14 protein-coding genes and 1 tRNA gene are annotated in these 15,570 nt (G+C 69.3%); 11 read left to right on the top strand and 4 right to left on the bottom strand.

All coding sequences use genetic code 11. The features are described from left to right. Nucleotides 1-143: 143 nt before the first annotated feature. The 5 genes from FB465_RS07285 (at nt 144) to FB465_RS07305 (ending at nt 5,854) form a co-directional block, all read left to right on the top strand. Nucleotides 144-1,370, top strand: coding sequence for a branched-chain amino acid ABC transporter substrate-binding protein (locus FB465_RS07285; RefSeq protein ID WP_145788690.1), 1,227 nt, complete (start codon nt 144-146; stop codon nt 1,368-1,370). 132 nt (nt 1,371-1,502) lie between these two features. Continuing rightward, entirely contained in the window at nt 1,503-2,432 is a 930-nt protein-coding gene (locus FB465_RS07290; RefSeq protein WP_145788692.1) for a branched-chain amino acid ABC transporter permease, read from the top strand. A 19-nt stretch (nt 2,433-2,451) separates the two neighbouring features. Beyond that, on the top strand, nt 2,452-4,245 hold the full coding sequence (locus FB465_RS07295; RefSeq protein WP_145788694.1) for a branched-chain amino acid ABC transporter permease: 1,794 nt from the start codon (nt 2,452-2,454) through the stop codon (nt 4,243-4,245). 8 nt (nt 4,246-4,253) lie between these two features. After that, the gene (locus FB465_RS07300; RefSeq protein WP_145797192.1) at nt 4,254-5,141 is read left to right on the top strand and encodes an ABC transporter ATP-binding protein; all 888 of its coding nucleotides are present in this window, start codon (nt 4,254-4,256) and stop codon (nt 5,139-5,141) included. After that, on the top strand, nt 5,138-5,854 hold the full coding sequence (locus FB465_RS07305; RefSeq protein ID WP_145788696.1) for an ABC transporter ATP-binding protein: 717 nt from the start codon (nt 5,138-5,140) through the stop codon (nt 5,852-5,854). The genes FB465_RS07300 and FB465_RS07305 overlap by 4 nt, the downstream gene beginning before the upstream one ends. Nucleotides 5,855-5,919: 65 nt before the next feature. Here FB465_RS07305 and FB465_RS07310 read toward each other — a convergent pair whose 3' ends face one another. Then, nucleotides 5,920-6,579, bottom strand: a complete 660-nt coding sequence (locus FB465_RS07310; RefSeq protein WP_246192556.1) for an ANTAR domain-containing response regulator — start codon at nt 6,577-6,579, stop codon at nt 5,920-5,922. A 99-nt stretch (nt 6,580-6,678) separates the two neighbouring features. On the opposite strand from FB465_RS07310, the gene FB465_RS07315 reads away from it, so the two are divergent. Both FB465_RS07315 and FB465_RS37695 read left to right on the top strand, forming a co-directional pair. Further along, a tRNA-Leu gene (locus FB465_RS07315) sits at nt 6,679-6,751 on the top strand. Nucleotides 6,752-7,359: 608 nt separating this feature from the next. Continuing rightward, on the top strand, nt 7,360-7,668 hold the full coding sequence (locus FB465_RS37695; protein ID WP_342791891.1) for a hypothetical protein: 309 nt from the start codon (nt 7,360-7,362) through the stop codon (nt 7,666-7,668). A gap of 48 nt (nt 7,669-7,716) precedes the next feature. On the opposite strand, the gene FB465_RS07325 is transcribed toward FB465_RS37695, so the two are convergent. Both FB465_RS07325 and FB465_RS07330 read right to left on the bottom strand, forming a co-directional pair. Beyond that, on the bottom strand, nt 7,717-8,685 hold the full coding sequence (locus FB465_RS07325) for a hypothetical protein (RefSeq protein WP_145788702.1): 969 nt from the start codon (nt 8,683-8,685) through the stop codon (nt 7,717-7,719). A 149-nt stretch (nt 8,686-8,834) separates the two neighbouring features. Continuing rightward, nucleotides 8,835-9,728 (bottom strand): LysR family transcriptional regulator, encoded by an 894-nt coding sequence (locus FB465_RS07330; protein ID WP_246192557.1) that lies wholly within the window; start codon nt 9,726-9,728, stop codon nt 8,835-8,837. Nucleotides 9,729-9,786: 58 nt separating this feature from the next. On the opposite strand from FB465_RS07330, the gene FB465_RS07335 reads away from it, so the two are divergent. Then, the gene (locus FB465_RS07335; RefSeq protein WP_246192558.1) at nt 9,787-10,596 is read left to right on the top strand and encodes an NAD(P)-dependent oxidoreductase; all 810 of its coding nucleotides are present in this window, start codon (nt 9,787-9,789) and stop codon (nt 10,594-10,596) included. 64 nt (nt 10,597-10,660) lie between these two features. Here the strand turns inward: FB465_RS07335 and pyk are convergent, their stop codons facing one another. Then, on the bottom strand, nt 10,661-12,091 hold the full coding sequence (pyk, locus tag FB465_RS07340; protein ID WP_145788705.1) for a pyruvate kinase: 1,431 nt from the start codon (nt 12,089-12,091) through the stop codon (nt 10,661-10,663). 272 nt (nt 12,092-12,363) lie between these two features. Between pyk and FB465_RS07345 the strand changes: the two genes are divergently transcribed. Genes FB465_RS07345 through FB465_RS07355 form a run of 3 tightly spaced genes read left to right on the top strand, consistent with a single transcriptional unit; the run spans nt 12,364 to nt 15,527 of the window. Then, on the top strand, nt 12,364-13,443 hold the full coding sequence (locus tag FB465_RS07345) for a hypothetical protein (RefSeq protein WP_145788707.1): 1,080 nt from the start codon (nt 12,364-12,366) through the stop codon (nt 13,441-13,443). Nucleotides 13,444-13,456: 13 nt separating this feature from the next. Continuing rightward, nucleotides 13,457-15,100 (top strand): VWA domain-containing protein, encoded by a 1,644-nt coding sequence (locus FB465_RS07350; RefSeq protein ID WP_425461143.1) that lies wholly within the window; start codon nt 13,457-13,459, stop codon nt 15,098-15,100. After that, entirely contained in the window at nt 15,087-15,527 is a 441-nt protein-coding gene (locus FB465_RS07355; RefSeq protein WP_145788711.1) for a hypothetical protein, read from the top strand. The genes FB465_RS07350 and FB465_RS07355 overlap by 14 nt, the downstream gene beginning before the upstream one ends. Nucleotides 15,528-15,570 lie beyond the last annotated feature (43 nt).

Raw genomic sequence — 15,570 nt, forward strand, 5'->3', positions numbered from 1 at the left:
TGCCCACACCCCTGCCCGAGTCGCCGAACGCGTTCTAGAGTCACGGCCAGTCACCGCGCCAAATGGATTGGGCCTGGCCCCAGCGCGCGACCCGGCACCCCGCCAGTTCCGGCCCGGTGCTTTTCCTCAGAAAGGGAACCCTCGTGCGTAATCGTTCACTCCTTGTCGTGAGCATCGCAGTCGCCGGAGCGCTCACCCTGTCGGCCTGCGGCTCGCGCGGTGAGAACAAGAGCGGCTCCGAGGACGCCGGCGGCACCGTCGTCACCATCGGCGTCGACGCCCCGCTCACCGGCCCGCTCTCCGCGCTCGGCCTGGGCATCCAGCACTCCACCGAGCTCGCGGCGAAGATCGCCAACGACACCAAAGAGGTTCCCGGCGTCACCTTCAAGGTGAAGGCCCTGGACGACAAGAAGTCCCCCCAGGAAGGCCAGCAGAACGCCACCGCCCTGGTCGCCGACAAGACCGTCCTCGGCGTGGTCGGCCCGCTGAACTCGGGCGTCGCCCAGTCCATGCAGCAGGTCTTCGAGTCCGCCAACCTGGTCGAGATCTCCCCCGCCAACACCAACCCGGCGCTGACCCAGGGCGAAAAGTACGACACCGAGAAGAAGCGCCAGTTCAAGACCTACTTCCGGACCGCCACCACCGACGCGATCCAGGGCCCCTTCGCCGCTCAGTACGCCTACACGGACCTGAGCAAGAAGAAGGCCTACCTGATCGACGACAAGAAGACCTACGGCGTCGGCCTGGTCGCGGCCTTCCAGAAGGAGTTCACCAAGCTCGGCGGCTCCATCGCCGGCTCGGACCACATCGACGAGAACAACCTCGACTTCTCGGCCGTCGCCACCAAGGCCAAGGCCGCCGGCGCCGACATCATCTACTACGGCGGCGAGTACCCGCAGTCCGGCCCGCTGACCGACCAGCTCAAGAAGGCCGGCGTCACCGTCCCGGTCATGGGCGGCGACGGAATGTACGACCCCGAGTACATCAAGAAGGCCAACAACAACGCCAACGGCGACCTGGCCACCTCGGTCGGCGCGCCGGTCGAGCAGCTCGACTCCGCCAAGAAGTTCGTGGCCGACTACAAGGCCGCCAACTACTCCGACCCGTACGCCGCCTACGGTGGCTACTCCTACGACGCCGCCTGGGCCATCATCCAGGGCGTCAAGGCCGTCGCCGCCGCCAACAACGGCAAGCTGCCCGCCGACGCCCGCGGCAAGGTCGTCGAGGCCATGAGCAAGGTCAGCTTCAACGGCGTCACCGGCAAGGTCGCCTTCGACGAGTACGGCGACGCCGTCAACAAGCAGCTCACCGTGTACGCCGTCAAGGACGGCGCCTGGACGGTCGCCAAGACCGGCACCTACGGCGGCTGACCCAGCAGCAGTACCGGCAACACCACGAACCACCCGGCGGGGGCGCTGCGAACCAGCGCCCCCGTCGTGCGCCACCGGTTCGAGCAACCCCACACAGCGAACCCCCAACCGAACCCCCTCGGAGGCCCAGCGGTGCACGAACTGCCGCAGCAGCTGGCCAACGGCCTGATCCTCGGCTCCCTTTACGGGCTGATCGCGATCGGCTACACAATGGTCTACGGCATTGTCCAGCTCATCAACTTCGCCCACGGCGAGATCTTCATGACGGGTGGGTTCGGTGCTCTCACCACCTACCTCGTCCTCCCGTCAGGCACCAGTCTGTGGCTGGCCCTGCCACTCATGCTGCTCGGCGGTGTGATCGTCTCCGTCGTGGTCGCCGTCGCCGCAGAGCGCTTCGCCTACCGGCCGCTGCGCGGGGCACCCAAGCTCGCCCCGCTGATCACCGCCATCGGCCTCTCCATCACCCTGCAGCAGCTCGTCGAGCAGCTCTACCCGGGTGCCAAGGCAGGCCGCAGCTTCCCGCAGCTGCCCGGCGGCCCCTACCACCTCGGCAGCGTCACCCTGCAGCCCGCGGACTTCTACCTCTTCATCGCGGCCCCCCTGTGCATGGGCGCACTCGCCGCCTTCGTCGGCAAGACCCGCACCGGCCGCGGCATGCAGGCCACCGCGCAGGACCCCGACACCGCCAAGCTCATGGGCATCAACACCGACCGCATCATCGTGATCGCCTTCGCCCTCGGTGCCGCCTTCGCCGCCATCGCCGCCATCGGCTGGGGCCTGCGCTACGGCCAGGTCAGCCCCACCATGGGCTTCCTCGCCGGCCTCAAGGCCTTCACCGCGGCCGTCCTCGGCGGCATCGGCAACATCTACGGCGCCATGCTCGGCGGCCTCGTCCTCGGCGTCGCGGAGTCCCTCGCCACCGCGTACATCCAGGACGTCCCCGGCATGCACCAGCTCGGCGGCGGCTCCTGGGCCAACGTCTGGGCCTTCGCCCTCCTCATCGTCGTCCTCCTCGTCAGGCCACAAGGCCTACTCGGGGAACGCGTCACGGACCGAGCCTGAGGAAGCGGGAGACCACACCATGAGCACCATCACGCGCCGCGTCATCCCGATGCCCCCGGCAGCCGCCAAGGCCCTGGTCGCCGGAGGCGGCCTCGCCGCCGCCGCCAGCACCTTCATCCACTGGACCTGGACCTCCGAGTTCCCCGGCGACCTCACCGTCGACGGCTACCCCGGCGGCCTGCAGGTCCTCACCCTGGTCGCAGGCCTGCTCACCACCCTCTTCGCCCTCCCGCTCTACGGCGTCAAGGGCACCCGCTGGCTCAGCCCCGCCGGCCCCGAGGCCGCAGCCCTGCTGATGGCCACCGCCACCCTCGCCACCACCTGGTACACGCTGATCGCCATCAGCGCCGAGCTCGGCGGCGTCGCCAACCTCGAACCCGGCGGCTACGTCGCCGGCCTGGCCTCCCTGCTGCCGCTGATCGGCGCACTCGGCCTGCCGCACCGCTCCGCCGCCATCGGCTTCCCCCGGCTCGGCGGCGTCGTCAGCCAGATCCGCTACGGCCTGACCGCGCTGAACCGCCTCGTCGGCCCGCGCCCCGACGTACCCGCCGTCAAGCCGCTGAACCGCTGGGTGGAGGTGCTGATCATCATCGGCGCCGCCGCCGTCGGCCTCACCGTCTTCACCTACGGCATCACCACCGAGTACGGCGAGCTGTTCTCCGGCTTCCTCATCCTGACCGCACTCGGCGCCTGGACCCTCGTCCGGTCCGGCCTGGCCGGCCGGCTCACCGCCATCACAGCGCGCCACCGCGGCACCTCCACGGCCGCCGCCTTCGCCGCAGCCGCCGCCTTCCCCTTCACCCAGAGCGACGACCACTTCGCGACCGTCGGCGTCAACATCCTCATCTTCGCCACCGTCGCCCTCGGCCTGAACGTCGTCGTCGGCCTCGCCGGCCTCCTCGACCTCGGCTACGTCGCCTTCCTCGGCGTCGGCGCCTACGCCGCCGCCCTGGTCTCCGGCTCCAGCTCCTCCCCCGTCGGCCTGCACTTCCCCTTCTGGGCCGCCGCACTCACCGGCATGGCCGCAGCCCTGGTCTTCGGCGTCGTCATCGGCGCCCCCACCCTGCGGCTGCGCGGCGACTACCTCGCCATCGTCACCCTCGGCTTCGGAGAGATCTTCCGCATCGCCGTCAACAGCCTCGACGGCATCTCCGGCCCCAAGGTCACCAACGGCCCCAACGGCATCCGCAACATCCCCGACCTCGACATCCTCGGGTTCAACTTCGGGATCGAGCACACCTTCGGCAGCTTCACGCTCGGCCGCTTCGCCAACTACTTCCTGCTGATGCTCCTCTTCACCGGCATCGTCGTCGTCGTCTTCAGCCGCGCCAACGACTCCCGAATCGGCCGCGCCTGGGTCGCCATCCGCGAGGACGAGACCGCCGCCCAGGCCATGGGCATCAACGGCTTCAAGCTCAAGCTGCTCGCCTTCGCCCTCGGCGCCTCCCTCGCCGGCCTCGCCGGCACCGTCATGGCCCACGTCAGCTACAGCGTCGTGCCCGACCCCTACCAGTTCGCCGCCTCCGTGCCGCCCAACAGCGCCTTCCTGGTCGCCGCCGTCGTCCTCGGCGGCATGGGCACCATCAGCGGCCCGCTCGTCGGCGCCACCCTGCTCTACCTGATCCCCGAGAAGCTGGTCTTCCTCAAGAACTACCAGCTGCTCTTCTTCGGCATCGCCCTCGTCCTCCTCATGCGCCTGCGCCCCGAAGGCCTCATCGCCGGCCGACGCCAGCAGCTCGAGTTCCACGAGGACGACGAGAGCCAGGAGCCGGCCGAGCCCGGCGAGCCCGTACTCACCAAGGCAGGGGCGTGACCCGCACCATGACCACCAGCACCGTCCCCGCCCCCCGCCCCGCCGACAACACCGCAGCGACCCCCGTGCTCGAAGCCCGCGGCGTCATCATGCGCTTCGGCGGCCTCACCGCCGTCAACAACGTCGACCTCACCGTCAACAGCGGCGAGATCGTCGGCCTGATCGGCCCCAACGGCGCCGGCAAGACCACCTTCTTCAACTGCCTCACCGGCCTGTACGTGCCCACCGAAGGCACCGTCAGCTACAAGGGCACCGTCCTGCCGCCCAAGCCCCACCTCGTCACCCAGGCCGGCATCGCCCGCACCTTCCAGAACATCCGGCTCTTCGCCAACATGACCGTCCTGGAGAACGTCCTCGTCGGCCGGCACAGCCGCACCAAGGAAGGCCTCTTCTCCGCCATCCTCCGCGGCCCCGGCTACCGCCGCGCAGAAGCCGAGAGCCGCGAAAAGGCCATGGAACTCCTGGAGTTCACCGGCCTCGCCGCCAAGGCCGACCACCTCGCCCGCAACCTCCCCTACGGCGAACAGCGCAAGCTCGAGATCGCCCGCGCCCTCGCGAGCGACCCCGGCCTGCTGCTCCTCGACGAGCCCACCGCCGGCATGAACCCCCAGGAGACCCGCGCCGCCGAGGAGTTGGTCTTCGCCATCCGGGACAAGGGCATCGCGATCCTGGTCATCGAGCACGACATGCGGTTCATCTTCAACCTCTGCGACCGCACCGCCGTCCTCGTCCAGGGCCAGAAGATCGTCGAAGGCGACCGCGAAACCGTCCAGAACGACGAACGCGTCATCACCGCCTACCTCGGCGCCCCCCTCGAAGGAGCCACCGAGGCAGCCCCCGGCACCGCCACTGCCGACGGCACGGACAGCACGAACAGCACGGAGGCCGACCAGTGACCGCTCTGCTCGAGGTCGAGGACCTCCGCGTCTCCTACGGCAAGATCGAAGCCGTCAAGGGCATCAGCTTCACCGTCAACCAAGGTGAGGTCACCACCCTCATCGGCACCAACGGCGCCGGCAAGACCACCACGCTGCGCACCCTGTCGGGTCTGCTCAAGCCGACCGCCGGGAAGATCACCTTCGACGGCCAGCCGCTCAACGCGGTGCCCGCGCACAAGATCGTCTCGCTGGGGCTGGCCCACTCCCCCGAGGGACGCCACATCTTCCCGCGGATGACCATCGAGGAGAACCTCCTCCTCGGCGCCTTCCTCCGCAAGGACACCCCCGGCATCACCGAGGACATCGAGCGCGCCTACACGCTCTTCCCGATTCTGGGCGAGCGTCGAAAGCAGGCCGCAGGCACCCTGTCGGGTGGTGAGCAGCAGATGCTCGCCATGGGGCGCGCGCTGATGTCCCGTCCGAAGCTGCTCATGCTCGACGAGCCCTCGATGGGCCTCTCGCCGCTCATGATGCAGAAGATCATGGCGACCATCATCGAACTCAAGGCCGCCGGCACCACGGTGCTGCTGGTCGAGCAGAACGCCCAGGCCGCGCTCTCGCTCTCCGACCAGGGCTACGTCATGGAGATCGGCCGCATCGTGCTCACCGGCACGGGTGCGGACCTGCTGCACGACGAGTCGGTGCGCAAGGCGTACCTCGGCGAGGACTGACCACGTAGTCACGTAACAAGGAAGGGCCCGGCCACTGCGGCCGGGCCCTTCCTCGTTATTACTGCTCAGCTCTCGGGCTTGGCCTCGTCGGACTTCTTCTTGTCCTGGGCCACACCCTCCTCGATCACGGCCTCGGCAACGGCGGCCATCGTCATCCGACGGTCCATCGAGGTCTTCTGGATCCAGCGGAAGGCAGCCGGCTCGGTCAGCCCGAACTTCGTCTGCAGCACGCTCTTCGCGCGGTCGACCAGCTTGCGGGTCTCCAGGCGCTGCGTGAGGTCGGCGATCTCCTCCTCGAGCGTGCGCATCTCCGTGTACCGGGAGACGGCCATCTCGATCGCGGGGACGAGGTCGCTCTTGCTGAACGGCTTCACGATGTACGCCATCGCGCCCGCGTCACGGGCCCGGTCGACCAGCTCACGCTGCGAGAACGCAGTGAGCATCAGGACGGGGGCCAGGTGCGCGTGGTGGATCTGCTCGGCGGCGGACAGCCCGTCCAGGATCGGCATCTTCACGTCCAGGATCGCCAGATCGGGACGGAGCTCCTCCACCAGCTTCACCGCCGTCGCACCGTCTCCGGCCTCGCCTACGACGGTGTAACCCTCCTCCTCGAGCATCTCCTTCAGGTCGAGACGGATCAACGTCTCGTCCTCGGCGATGACAATTCGGGTGATCTGGGGCGAGTCGGTCTCAAGCGGCTGGGGCTGCTCGTCGGCGGTGCTCACGGGGCTCCTCGTTCCGGCGGGGTGCTGCATGCACGAGCCTACCTAGACCCTGTATGTTTGAGTCACGCGGTATCGAGGGAAACCTTCGATTCCATGGGAGCCCCGGTAGCCCAGCGGTAGAGGCAATGGTCTCAAACACCATCCAGCGTGGGTTCGAATCCCACTCGGGGTACTTTTCCTTCGATTTGAAGGACAGTCGACCGTTGGAGATCTTCATCGTTCCGGGTGAAGATCCTCCGGTATCCGCGATCTGAGACGTAGCCGTGGCTCAGCCTCGCGAGCATGTACGACATTGCAACGCGGCAGCGCGCAGTCGCCCTGCACGAGGCTGGCCTGACCTTCAGCCAGGTAAGCCGCGCCATGGGCATCTCTCGATACTCCATCCGCCAATGGACGACACGCATTACGCCGAGCCCCTCGATGACTGCGGAGTGCCCAGTCCAATGCGGCGAACTTGAGTCCGGTCGCCCACGTGCCGACTACGCCTACCTCCTCGGCCTCTATCTGGGCGATGGCTGCATCAGCCGAGGCCGCCGAGAGGTCTACGCACTCCGAATAGCCTGCGGCGATACCTGGCCCGGCTTGATCGATGCCTGCGTACATGCCGTCGGCGCCGTGATGCCGAGCAATAAGGTCCACCGCGTACGAGCGCCAGGCTGCACAAGCGTGGTCAGCATACGAGCGCCAGGCTGCACAAGCGTGGTCAGCAACAGCAAGCACTGGCCCTGCCTCTTTCCTCAGCACGGCGCCGGCCCCAAGCACCTACGTCGCATCTCTCTGATGCCTTGGCAGCAACGCATTGTCGCCGAGCACCCGTGGGCACTGCTCCGCGGCCTCATCCACTCCGATGGCTGTCGGATCACCAACTGGACTACCAGAACGGTTGGTGGCCAAATCAAGCGCTACGAGTACCCGCGGTACTTCTTCACCAACACCTCGGCCGACATCGTCCACATCTTCACCGACACCCTCGACGCGGTGGGTGTGCAGTGGAAGGTCACGCAGCGGCCGAGCCGGGCCGTCGACGTCTCCGTCGCCCGCCGCGCATCCGTCGCGTTGATGGACGAGCACATCGGGCCGAAGTACTGACGGCGCAGCCCCTCCCCCGGGGGGCTGCGCCGTTGGGTGGAGGGTGTGTCAGCTGACCGGGCCGCTGTCCTTGAGGCCGGTGGCGGGGAGGGGGACGGAAGCCGGGGGTGTGTCGGTGTCGGTGACGGAGAGGGTGTAGTCGCCGTCGGTGGCGCCTTCGAAGACGAACCAGGCGGCCTGGTCCTGGCGGGTGGGGCGGTCGGGGTAGATGGCCTCGATGGGGGCGGCGATGGGGCCGACGACCTGGCCGTTCGGGAGCTTGAGGCGGAGGATCCCGCCGTCGACGGCCATGCCGGCGGGGCCGACGTGTCCGGTCATGTCGAAGACGACGAGCAGGGCTCGCTGGCCGCGCTTGAGGCCGTTGTTGTTGCCGACGTCGGCGCGCAGTTGTGCAGTCTTGAGGCTGAGGCTGAGCCGGCCGGAGGTGAGGACGGTGTTGGCGGGGAGCTTGAGGTCGATCGGCTTGAGGGAGATGGCTTCGCGGCCGCCCTTGCCGAGCGGTACGACGGCCTGGGCTTCGCTTGCGTCGCCGAGGACGAGGGAGGCGCCGTCGAAGGTGAAGGCGTGGTCGGCGTCGGCTGAGCCGTTGAAGGTGAGCGTGAGCGGGTTGGAGGCGCCGGGGGTGGGCGGGACGGCGGAGCCGTAGTCGCCACCGAGTGGGGTGCCGGCGATGTCGATGGCGAAGTCGGGCCAGTTTCTGACGGCGGTGGTTCTGAAGGTGTTGGTGACGGTGGTGTCGAGGACGACCTTGTAGCCGTAGCCGCCTTCGGTGGCGGGCTTGTAGGTGGCGGACTTCACGTCGATCTTCAGGCCGCCCCAGTAGGCGGTCCTGCCGATCTGGACGGTGGTGGGCCGAGAGGTTCCCAGGGCTGACGAACTTACGGACGAGGGTGCGGCGTTGGTGGCCTTCTGTCCGTCTCCGCCGGTGGTGGTGTCCGGTCCGCAGCCGGTGGCGAGGGCGGCGGTGAGTACGGCTGCGGCCAGGGCGGCGCCGGCGGTTCTGAGTGTTCTGCTCATGGTCTGTGTCCCTCCCTGCGGCGTCTGCTCGTCCGAGACGCCGTCTGCGGTGAAGGTACCCATGGTCGGAGGCTGCCGATCGGGTTGTGACGGTGCTGCGACGCTCCTGGTGCCGAGTGGCCGAGATCGGGGTGGGACGGTGATGAGCTTCACTGCGGGCACAGCAGGTCGAGGAAGGCGCGCGCGGCGGGTGAGGGGGTGACGCCGTCCGGGGTGGCGGCGTAGACCTGTCGTACGGGGATGTCCTTGGGGTGCAGGGAGACGAGGGTGATGTCGGGGCGGATGGCGTCCGCGGCCACGGAGGGGATGAGGGTGATGCCGAGTCCGGCTGCGACGCAGCCCTGTTTGGCGATCCAGTCGCGTGCGACGAAGCCGATTCTGGGGCTGAATCCGGTGCGTAGGCATGAGCTGATGAGGGTGTCCTCGGGGCGGGAGCTGCCGGCGATCCATTCCTCGTCGGCGAGGTCGGCGAGTCTGACCTGGCGGCGGCCGGCGAGCCGGTGGCCGGGAGGAAGCGCGACCATCATGAAGTCGTCGCACAGCTTGCGTAGTTCGACGCCGAGCAGTGGCTGGTCGTAGGTGGTGCTGATGACGGCCACGTCGGCTTCGCCGGCTGTCAGCTTCGTCAGGAGTCGGGGGGTGAGCCCTTCTTCGAGTGTGACGGCGATGTCGGGGTAGGTCGTGCGGAAGGCGGCTATGGCCTTGGGTACGAGCGCGGCTGCGGCGGTGGCGAAGGTGCCGACGCGAAGTCGGCCGGTGGCCAGGTCTCGTAGGTCGGTCAGCTCGCGGCGGGCCGCGTCGAGGCGTTCGAGTACGGCTTCCGCGTGTCCGAGCAGCCGGCGGCCGGGTTCGGTCGGGCGGACGCCTCGCGGGAGGCGGTCGAACAGTGCGGTGCCGGCTTCGTTCTCCAGGGCGGAGATCTGCCGCGAGATCGCCGACTGCGTGTAACCCATGGTCTGAGCGGCGGCGGTGAAGGAGCCGAGCCTGGCCACCTCGACGAACACGCGCAGCGAGGAGGTGGAGAAGTCATGCGTTTCGGGCATGGCTGCCATGCTAGACATTCGCTGGTGGCATGTCATCGCGGTGCCTACCGTGGAGGCCATGGAGAAGAAGATCGCGTTTCTGGGGCTCGGAGGCATGGGTACGCCGATGGCCCGACGCCTGCTCGCGGCGGGCTATCCGCTGACGGTGTGGAACCGGACGGCCTCGCGGGCGGCTCAACTCGCGGCGGCGGGAGCCGGAGTGGCGGCGACTCCGGCCGAGGCCGTCCGGGAGGCCGATGTCGTCATCACGATGCTGGCCGACCCGGCTGCCGTGCGGGAGGTGGTGGGGGCCTTTGCCTCGGCGCTGCGGCCCGGCGTCACTCTGATCGAGGCGTCCTCGATCGGCCCGCAGGGGGTGCGGGAGGTGGCGGGAATGCTCCCGGAGGGTGTTGCTCTGGTGGATGCGCCGGTCATGGGCAGTGTCGACCGCGCGGCCGGCGGTGAGCTCTCGCTGCTGGTCGGCGGGGACGTGACCGAGGTCAGGGACGTGTTGGAGGTGTTCGGCACGCTGACTCTCTGCGGTGCGACCGGCACGGGCGCGGCCCTCAAGGTCGTACTGATCAATGCGGTGATCACCGGCGTCACCGCGATCGGGGAGGCGATGGCCCTTGCTGATGCTTTCGGCCTGCCGGAGGAGCTGGTGACGGGGGCGATGGCTCACGGGCCCCTCGCCGGTGTGGCGGGCCGTGCCTTCGGTCAGGGGAGTCACTTCCCGGTGTGGCTGGCCGCCAAGGATGTCGCGTTGGCGGTCTCCGGGGCGGACCTGCCGCTGTCGCGGGCGGTGCACGGGCGTCTCACCGCCTTCCCCTCCGCCGCGTCGGAGGATCTCGGCCAGATCGTCAAGCACATCCGTGCCGCCCAGCGCTGATGCGCGTACGGGCGGCGCTCCCCCGGGATCCGGAAGGGGCGCCGCCCGTACGCGCGAGGCGTGTTCAGTTGTCGAGTTCGCCGACGTGGTGGACGCGGACGAGGTTGGTGGAGCCGGCCAGGCCGGGGGGTGAGCCGGCGGTGATGACGACGATGTCGCCCTTCTGACAGCGGCCGAGGCCGATCAGCTGGGCGTCGACCTGGGCGACCATCTCGTCGGTCGTGGGTGCGAAGGGCCCGAGGAAGGTCTCGCAGCCCCAGGTGACGGCGAGTTGGCTGCGGACGGCGGGTTCGTAGGTGAAGGCGAGGACGGGGATGGGCGAGCGGTAGCGGGTGAGGCGCCGGGCGGTGTCGCCGCTCTGGGTGAAGGCGACGAGGTACTTGGCGCCGAGGAAGTCGCCGATCTCGGCGGCGGCGCGGGCGACGGCGCCGCCCTGGGTACGGGGCTTGTTGCGTTCGGTGAGGGGCGGGAGGCCGGCGGCGAGGATGTCGTCCTCGGCGGCTTCGATGATGCGGCCCATGGTCTTGACGGTCTCGACGGGGTACTTGCCGACGGAGGTCTCGCCGGAGAGCATCACGGCGTCGGTGCCGTCGAGGACGGCGTTGGCGACGTCGGAGGCCTCGGCGCGGGTGGGCCGGGAGGCGTTGATCATCGAGTCGAGCATCTGGGTGGCGACGATGACCGGCTTGGCGTTGCGCTTGGCGAGTTTGATGGCGCGCTTCTGGACGAGCGGCACCTGCTCCAGCGGCATTTCGACGCCGAGGTCGCCGCGGGCGACCATGATGCCGTCGAAGGCGTCGACGATGGATTCGAGGTTGTCGACGGCCTGGGGCTTCTCGATCTTGGCGATGACGGGGAGGTGGCGGCCTTCTTCGGCCATGATGCGGTGGACGTCCTCGATGTCCTTGCCGCTGCGGACGAAGGAGAGGGCGATCAGGTCGGCGCCGGTCCGCAGGGCCCAGCGCAGGTCGGCGACGTCCTTGTCGCTGAGCGCGGGCACGGAGACGGCGACTCCGGGCAGGTTGAGGCCCTTGTGGTCGGAGACCAGGCCGCCTTCGATGACGATGCAGTGGACGCGGGGGCCCTCGACGTGGGTGACCTCGAGGGTGACCCGGCCGTCGTCGACGAGGATGCGCTCGCCGCGCGAGACGTCGGCGGCGAGGCCCTTGTAGGTGGTGCCGCAGATCTCGCGGTCGCCCTCGATGCCGTCCTCGACGGAGATGGTGAACTCGTCGCCGCGTTCAAGGAGTACAGGACCTTCGGCGAAGCGGTCGAGCCGGATCTTCGGGCCTTGGAGGTCGACGAGGATGCCGACGCTGCGGCCGGTCTCGTCGGAGGCCTTGCGGACGCGGCGGTAGCGTTCTTCGTGCTCCAGTTGGGAGCCGTGGCTGAGGTTGAATCGGGCGATGTCCATACCGGCGTCGACCAAGGCCTTGATCTGGTCGTACGAGTCGGCGGCGGGCCCGAGGGTGCAGACGATTTTTGCTCGGCGCATGACTGAAGAGCGTAGGCATTACCGGCGCGTAACAGCGAAGTTCCTACGGGCCGCACGGTGGCGGTTGGCGAACGATTGGGTTAACGAACTGACACGCCGTGACTTCACTTGCTGACAGGTGGAGTTGAGAGCAGGACGAGCACAGGACCGACACCTCGATGCCGTTCCGTGAAGGCCTGTTCACCCCTGGTTCATCCGCCCTTCGGCCGGCGCTACGGAGTCGGCGGGACGCTCATGGTCCGGAACTGCCGGGCCTGGGGGAAGGGTTGGCGATGAGACGTGTGGGGGGCGTGCTGGCAGCGCTGTTGCTGCTGGCGGGGGTGGCCTTCGCGGTGTTCCACGACCGGATCGGATCGGGTGGGACCACTGCCGTCCGGGGGCTGATCGGTTCCGAGAAGGCCGAGTTCTTCGCCGACCCGGCGGTGGTCCGCGAACTGAAGGCGAAGGGCTTCAGGGTCGATGTGCAGACCACCGGTTCGTGGTCGATGACCAGTACGAGCCTGGACGGCTACGACTTCGCCTTCCCGTCCAGTCTGCCGCCCGCCGAGGAGATCCGCTCGGCCCGGCACATCTCCACCGAGCCGGTGCGGCCCTTCTACTCCCCGCTGGTGGTCATCGCGCACGCCCCGGTGGCCGAGGTCCTGCGCGACAACGGCCTTGCGGTGAAGTCCGAATCGGGCCTGTGGACGTTCCGGATGGACGCCTACCTGGCCGCCGTGCGCGCCGACCGCACCTGGCAGAGCCTCAAGGGCAGCGCCGGTCACGCCGAGCTCTCCGGTGCGCTGTACGTGACGACGACGGACCCGGCGACATCCTCCTCGGGCGCGCTGCACCTGGCCGCGGTCTCGTACCTGGCGAACGGCGGCCGGGTGGTGTCGGACGATGCCGGAGTGGCCCGGACGGCGCCACTGGTAAGGCAGTTGACGGCGATGCAGGGAGACCAGAAGACCAGCAGCGACGGCCCCTTCAAGGACTTCCTGTCCGGCGTGGGCAATCCGCTGGTGCTGGTGTACGAGTCGCAGGTGGCGTCACTGGCGGCGCAGGGGCGTTCGACGGGGGACCTGGTGGTGCTCTATCCGGACACCACCGTTTCGAGTGACCACACCGCGGTTGCCTTGACACCCGAGGGCGACCGTCTGGCCAGACTGCTGCGCGACGACGAGAAGCTGCGGGCCCTGGAGGCGAAGTTCGGCTTCCGTCCGCAGGGCGACGCCGCCGCCTTCGCCGCCGCGCTGGCCGGGCGTCCGGGAGCGGCCTTCGCGCCGGACCTGTCGGCGGCGGGAGTCCGGCAGGCACCGGTGCCGGCGGTCGCGGTGCTGTCCAGGCTGGTCGACGCGGCCAAGGGCCGGTAGGGGGATGAAGGCGATGACCAAGGTGACCCTGGCGACCCAGGCGACCCAGGTACTGCGGCGGCTCGTGCCGGCCGTTCTGGTCCTGCTGCTCACGGCATGTACGAGCGACCCGAATCCGAGACCCGACGACCTGTCGCCGACGCCCAAGGAGGGCGTGCTGCGCGTCCTGGCGGGAAGTGAACTGCAGGACATGGCGCCGGTCCTGGAGGAGGCCAGGAAGGCGACGGGTGTCACCGTGCAGTTCGCCTGGACCGGTTCGCTGGACGGCGCGGACGCCGTCGCCGCCGGCCGGGCGGACGGCAAGTACGACGCGGTCTGGTTCCCGTCGAACCACTACCTGCGCCTCGACGACGGCGGGAAGGCGAAGCTGATCTCGGAGACCCCGGTGATGGTGTCACCGGTGGCGGTGGGCGTGCGCAGCGGCATTCTGAGCGAGCTGGGCTGGGGTGACGGCTCGAAGGTGACCTGGGGTCAGCTGGGAGATGCGGCTTCTGCCGGGCGGCTGTCGTACGGGATGGCAGATCCGTCGCGGTCCAACTCGGGGTTCTCGGCGCTGGTGGCGGTGGCCTCGGCGTTCTCGGGGGCGGGGTCGGCGCTGACGGACGCGGACGTGAGGAAGGCGACGCCGCAGCTGCAGCGGTTCTTCTCGGGGCAGAAGCTGACCTCGGGCTCGTCGGGGTGGCTGGCGCAGGCGTACCAGAAGGCGGGCCGGGGGGCGAAGGTCGGTGCGCTGGTGAACTACGAGTCGGTGCTGCTGTCGTTGAACCGGACGCTGCCGGCGGACGACCGTCTGACGGTGGTGCGGCCGGTGGACGGGGTGGTGTCGGCGGACTATCCGCTGTCCCTGCTGGCCTCGGCGGGGCAGCCGGCCCGGGAGTCGTTCCAGCGGCTGACGAAGTACCTGCTGCGCAGTGATGTGCAGCAGCGGATCTCGGAGCAGACGCTGCGCCGTCCGGTGACGGCGGAGGTGGCGCCGGCGGCGGGGCTGCCGGCGGACCGGCGGCGGGAGCTGCCGTTCCCGGGGAGCCGGGCGGTGGCGGACGGGCTGCTGTCCTCGTACCAGAACGAGCTGCGGCGGCCGTCGCGGACGGTGTACGTGCTGGACACCTCGGGGTCGATGAAGGGTGAGCGGCTGCGGTCGTTGAAGGCGGCGATGGCACGGCTGACGGGGGCGGAGGACACCCGGGGTGTGCGGCGCTTCCGGGACCGGGAGGAGGTGACGCTGATCTCGTTCGCCTCGTCGGTGAAGTCGGAGAAGGTGCATGTGGTGCCGCAGTCCTCGTCGGCGGCGGAGCTGGCGTCGATCAACGCGGACGTGCAGGCGCTGGAGGCGGACGGCGGTACGGCGGTGTACAGCTCGCTGGAGGAGGCGTACCGGGTGGTGGCGCGGCAGCAGGGCGCCGCGCGCGACGACCGGTTCACCTCGATCGTGCTGATGACGGACGGGGAGAGCAACGAGGGGGCGTCGGACGCGGAGTTCCGGTCGTTCTTCCAGCAGTTGCCGGAGGGCGGGAGAGCGGTGCCGGTGTTCCCGATCCTCTTCGGGGATGCGGCGAAGGGGCAGTTGCAGGGGATCGCGGAGCTGACGGGCGGGAAGCTGTTCGACGGGACGGGGTCGCTCGACGGGGCCTTCGAGGAGATCCGTGGCTACCAGTAGGGCGCTGGAGTACCTGGAGTCGCCGCGCAACCTGGTGGGTTGCGCGGCGGGTGCGGTGGGGCTGGGGCTGCATTTCGCGGGGTTGGCCGGGCCGTGGTGGCCGGGCGTGGTGGCCGGCCTGTACGGGGCGGGGGCGCTGCTGGTGCCGGGTCGGCGGCAGCCGGAGGCGCAGCCGCTGCGGGAGCTGGCGGAGCGGGCGGAGCTGGTCGGGGTGCCCGGGTCGGTGGGGTTGGACGGGCTGTTGGCGGCGCTGGCCGGTGCGCCGGGGGTGGAGCGGATCGTCGGCTGGGAGCTGCCGGTGGCGCTGGACGGCTATGTCCGGGCTCGGGTGTGGGAGGGCCTGGAGCCGGGCGGGGTGGACGCGGCGGCGGTGTTGAGGGCGGAGGTGGACCGGCTGACGGGGGTGGTGGCCCGGCTGGTCACGTAAAGGTGTTCAACTTCTCACCTGCTGGAAACGTGCCGGGGTCTGT

This window comes from Kitasatospora atroaurantiaca, assembly GCF_007828955.1.
In the GTDB taxonomy this organism is placed as follows: domain Bacteria; phylum Actinomycetota; class Actinomycetes; order Streptomycetales; family Streptomycetaceae; genus Kitasatospora; species Kitasatospora atroaurantiaca.

Coding starts and splice junctions, on each gene's coding strand:
- FB465_RS37695 (WP_342791891.1), top strand. CDS start 7,360: ATGCCTTGGCAGCAACGCATTGTCGCCGAGCACCCGTGGGCACTGCTC.
- pyk (WP_145788705.1), bottom strand. CDS start 12,091: ATGCGCCGAGCAAAAATCGTCTGCACCCTCGGGCCCGCCGCCGACTCG.
- FB465_RS07335 (WP_246192558.1), top strand. CDS start 9,787: ATGGAGAAGAAGATCGCGTTTCTGGGGCTCGGAGGCATGGGTACGCCG.
- FB465_RS07350 (WP_425461143.1), top strand. CDS start 13,457: ATGACCAAGGTGACCCTGGCGACCCAGGCGACCCAGGTACTGCGGCGG.
- FB465_RS07325 (WP_145788702.1), bottom strand. CDS start 8,685: ATGAGCAGAACACTCAGAACCGCCGGCGCCGCCCTGGCCGCAGCCGTA.
- FB465_RS07345 (WP_145788707.1), top strand. CDS start 12,364: ATGAGACGTGTGGGGGGCGTGCTGGCAGCGCTGTTGCTGCTGGCGGGG.
- FB465_RS07300 (WP_145797192.1), top strand. CDS start 4,254: ATGACCACCAGCACCGTCCCCGCCCCCCGCCCCGCCGACAACACCGCA.
- FB465_RS07295 (WP_145788694.1), top strand. CDS start 2,452: ATGAGCACCATCACGCGCCGCGTCATCCCGATGCCCCCGGCAGCCGCC.
- FB465_RS07330 (WP_246192557.1), bottom strand. CDS start 9,728: ATGCCCGAAACGCATGACTTCTCCACCTCCTCGCTGCGCGTGTTCGTC.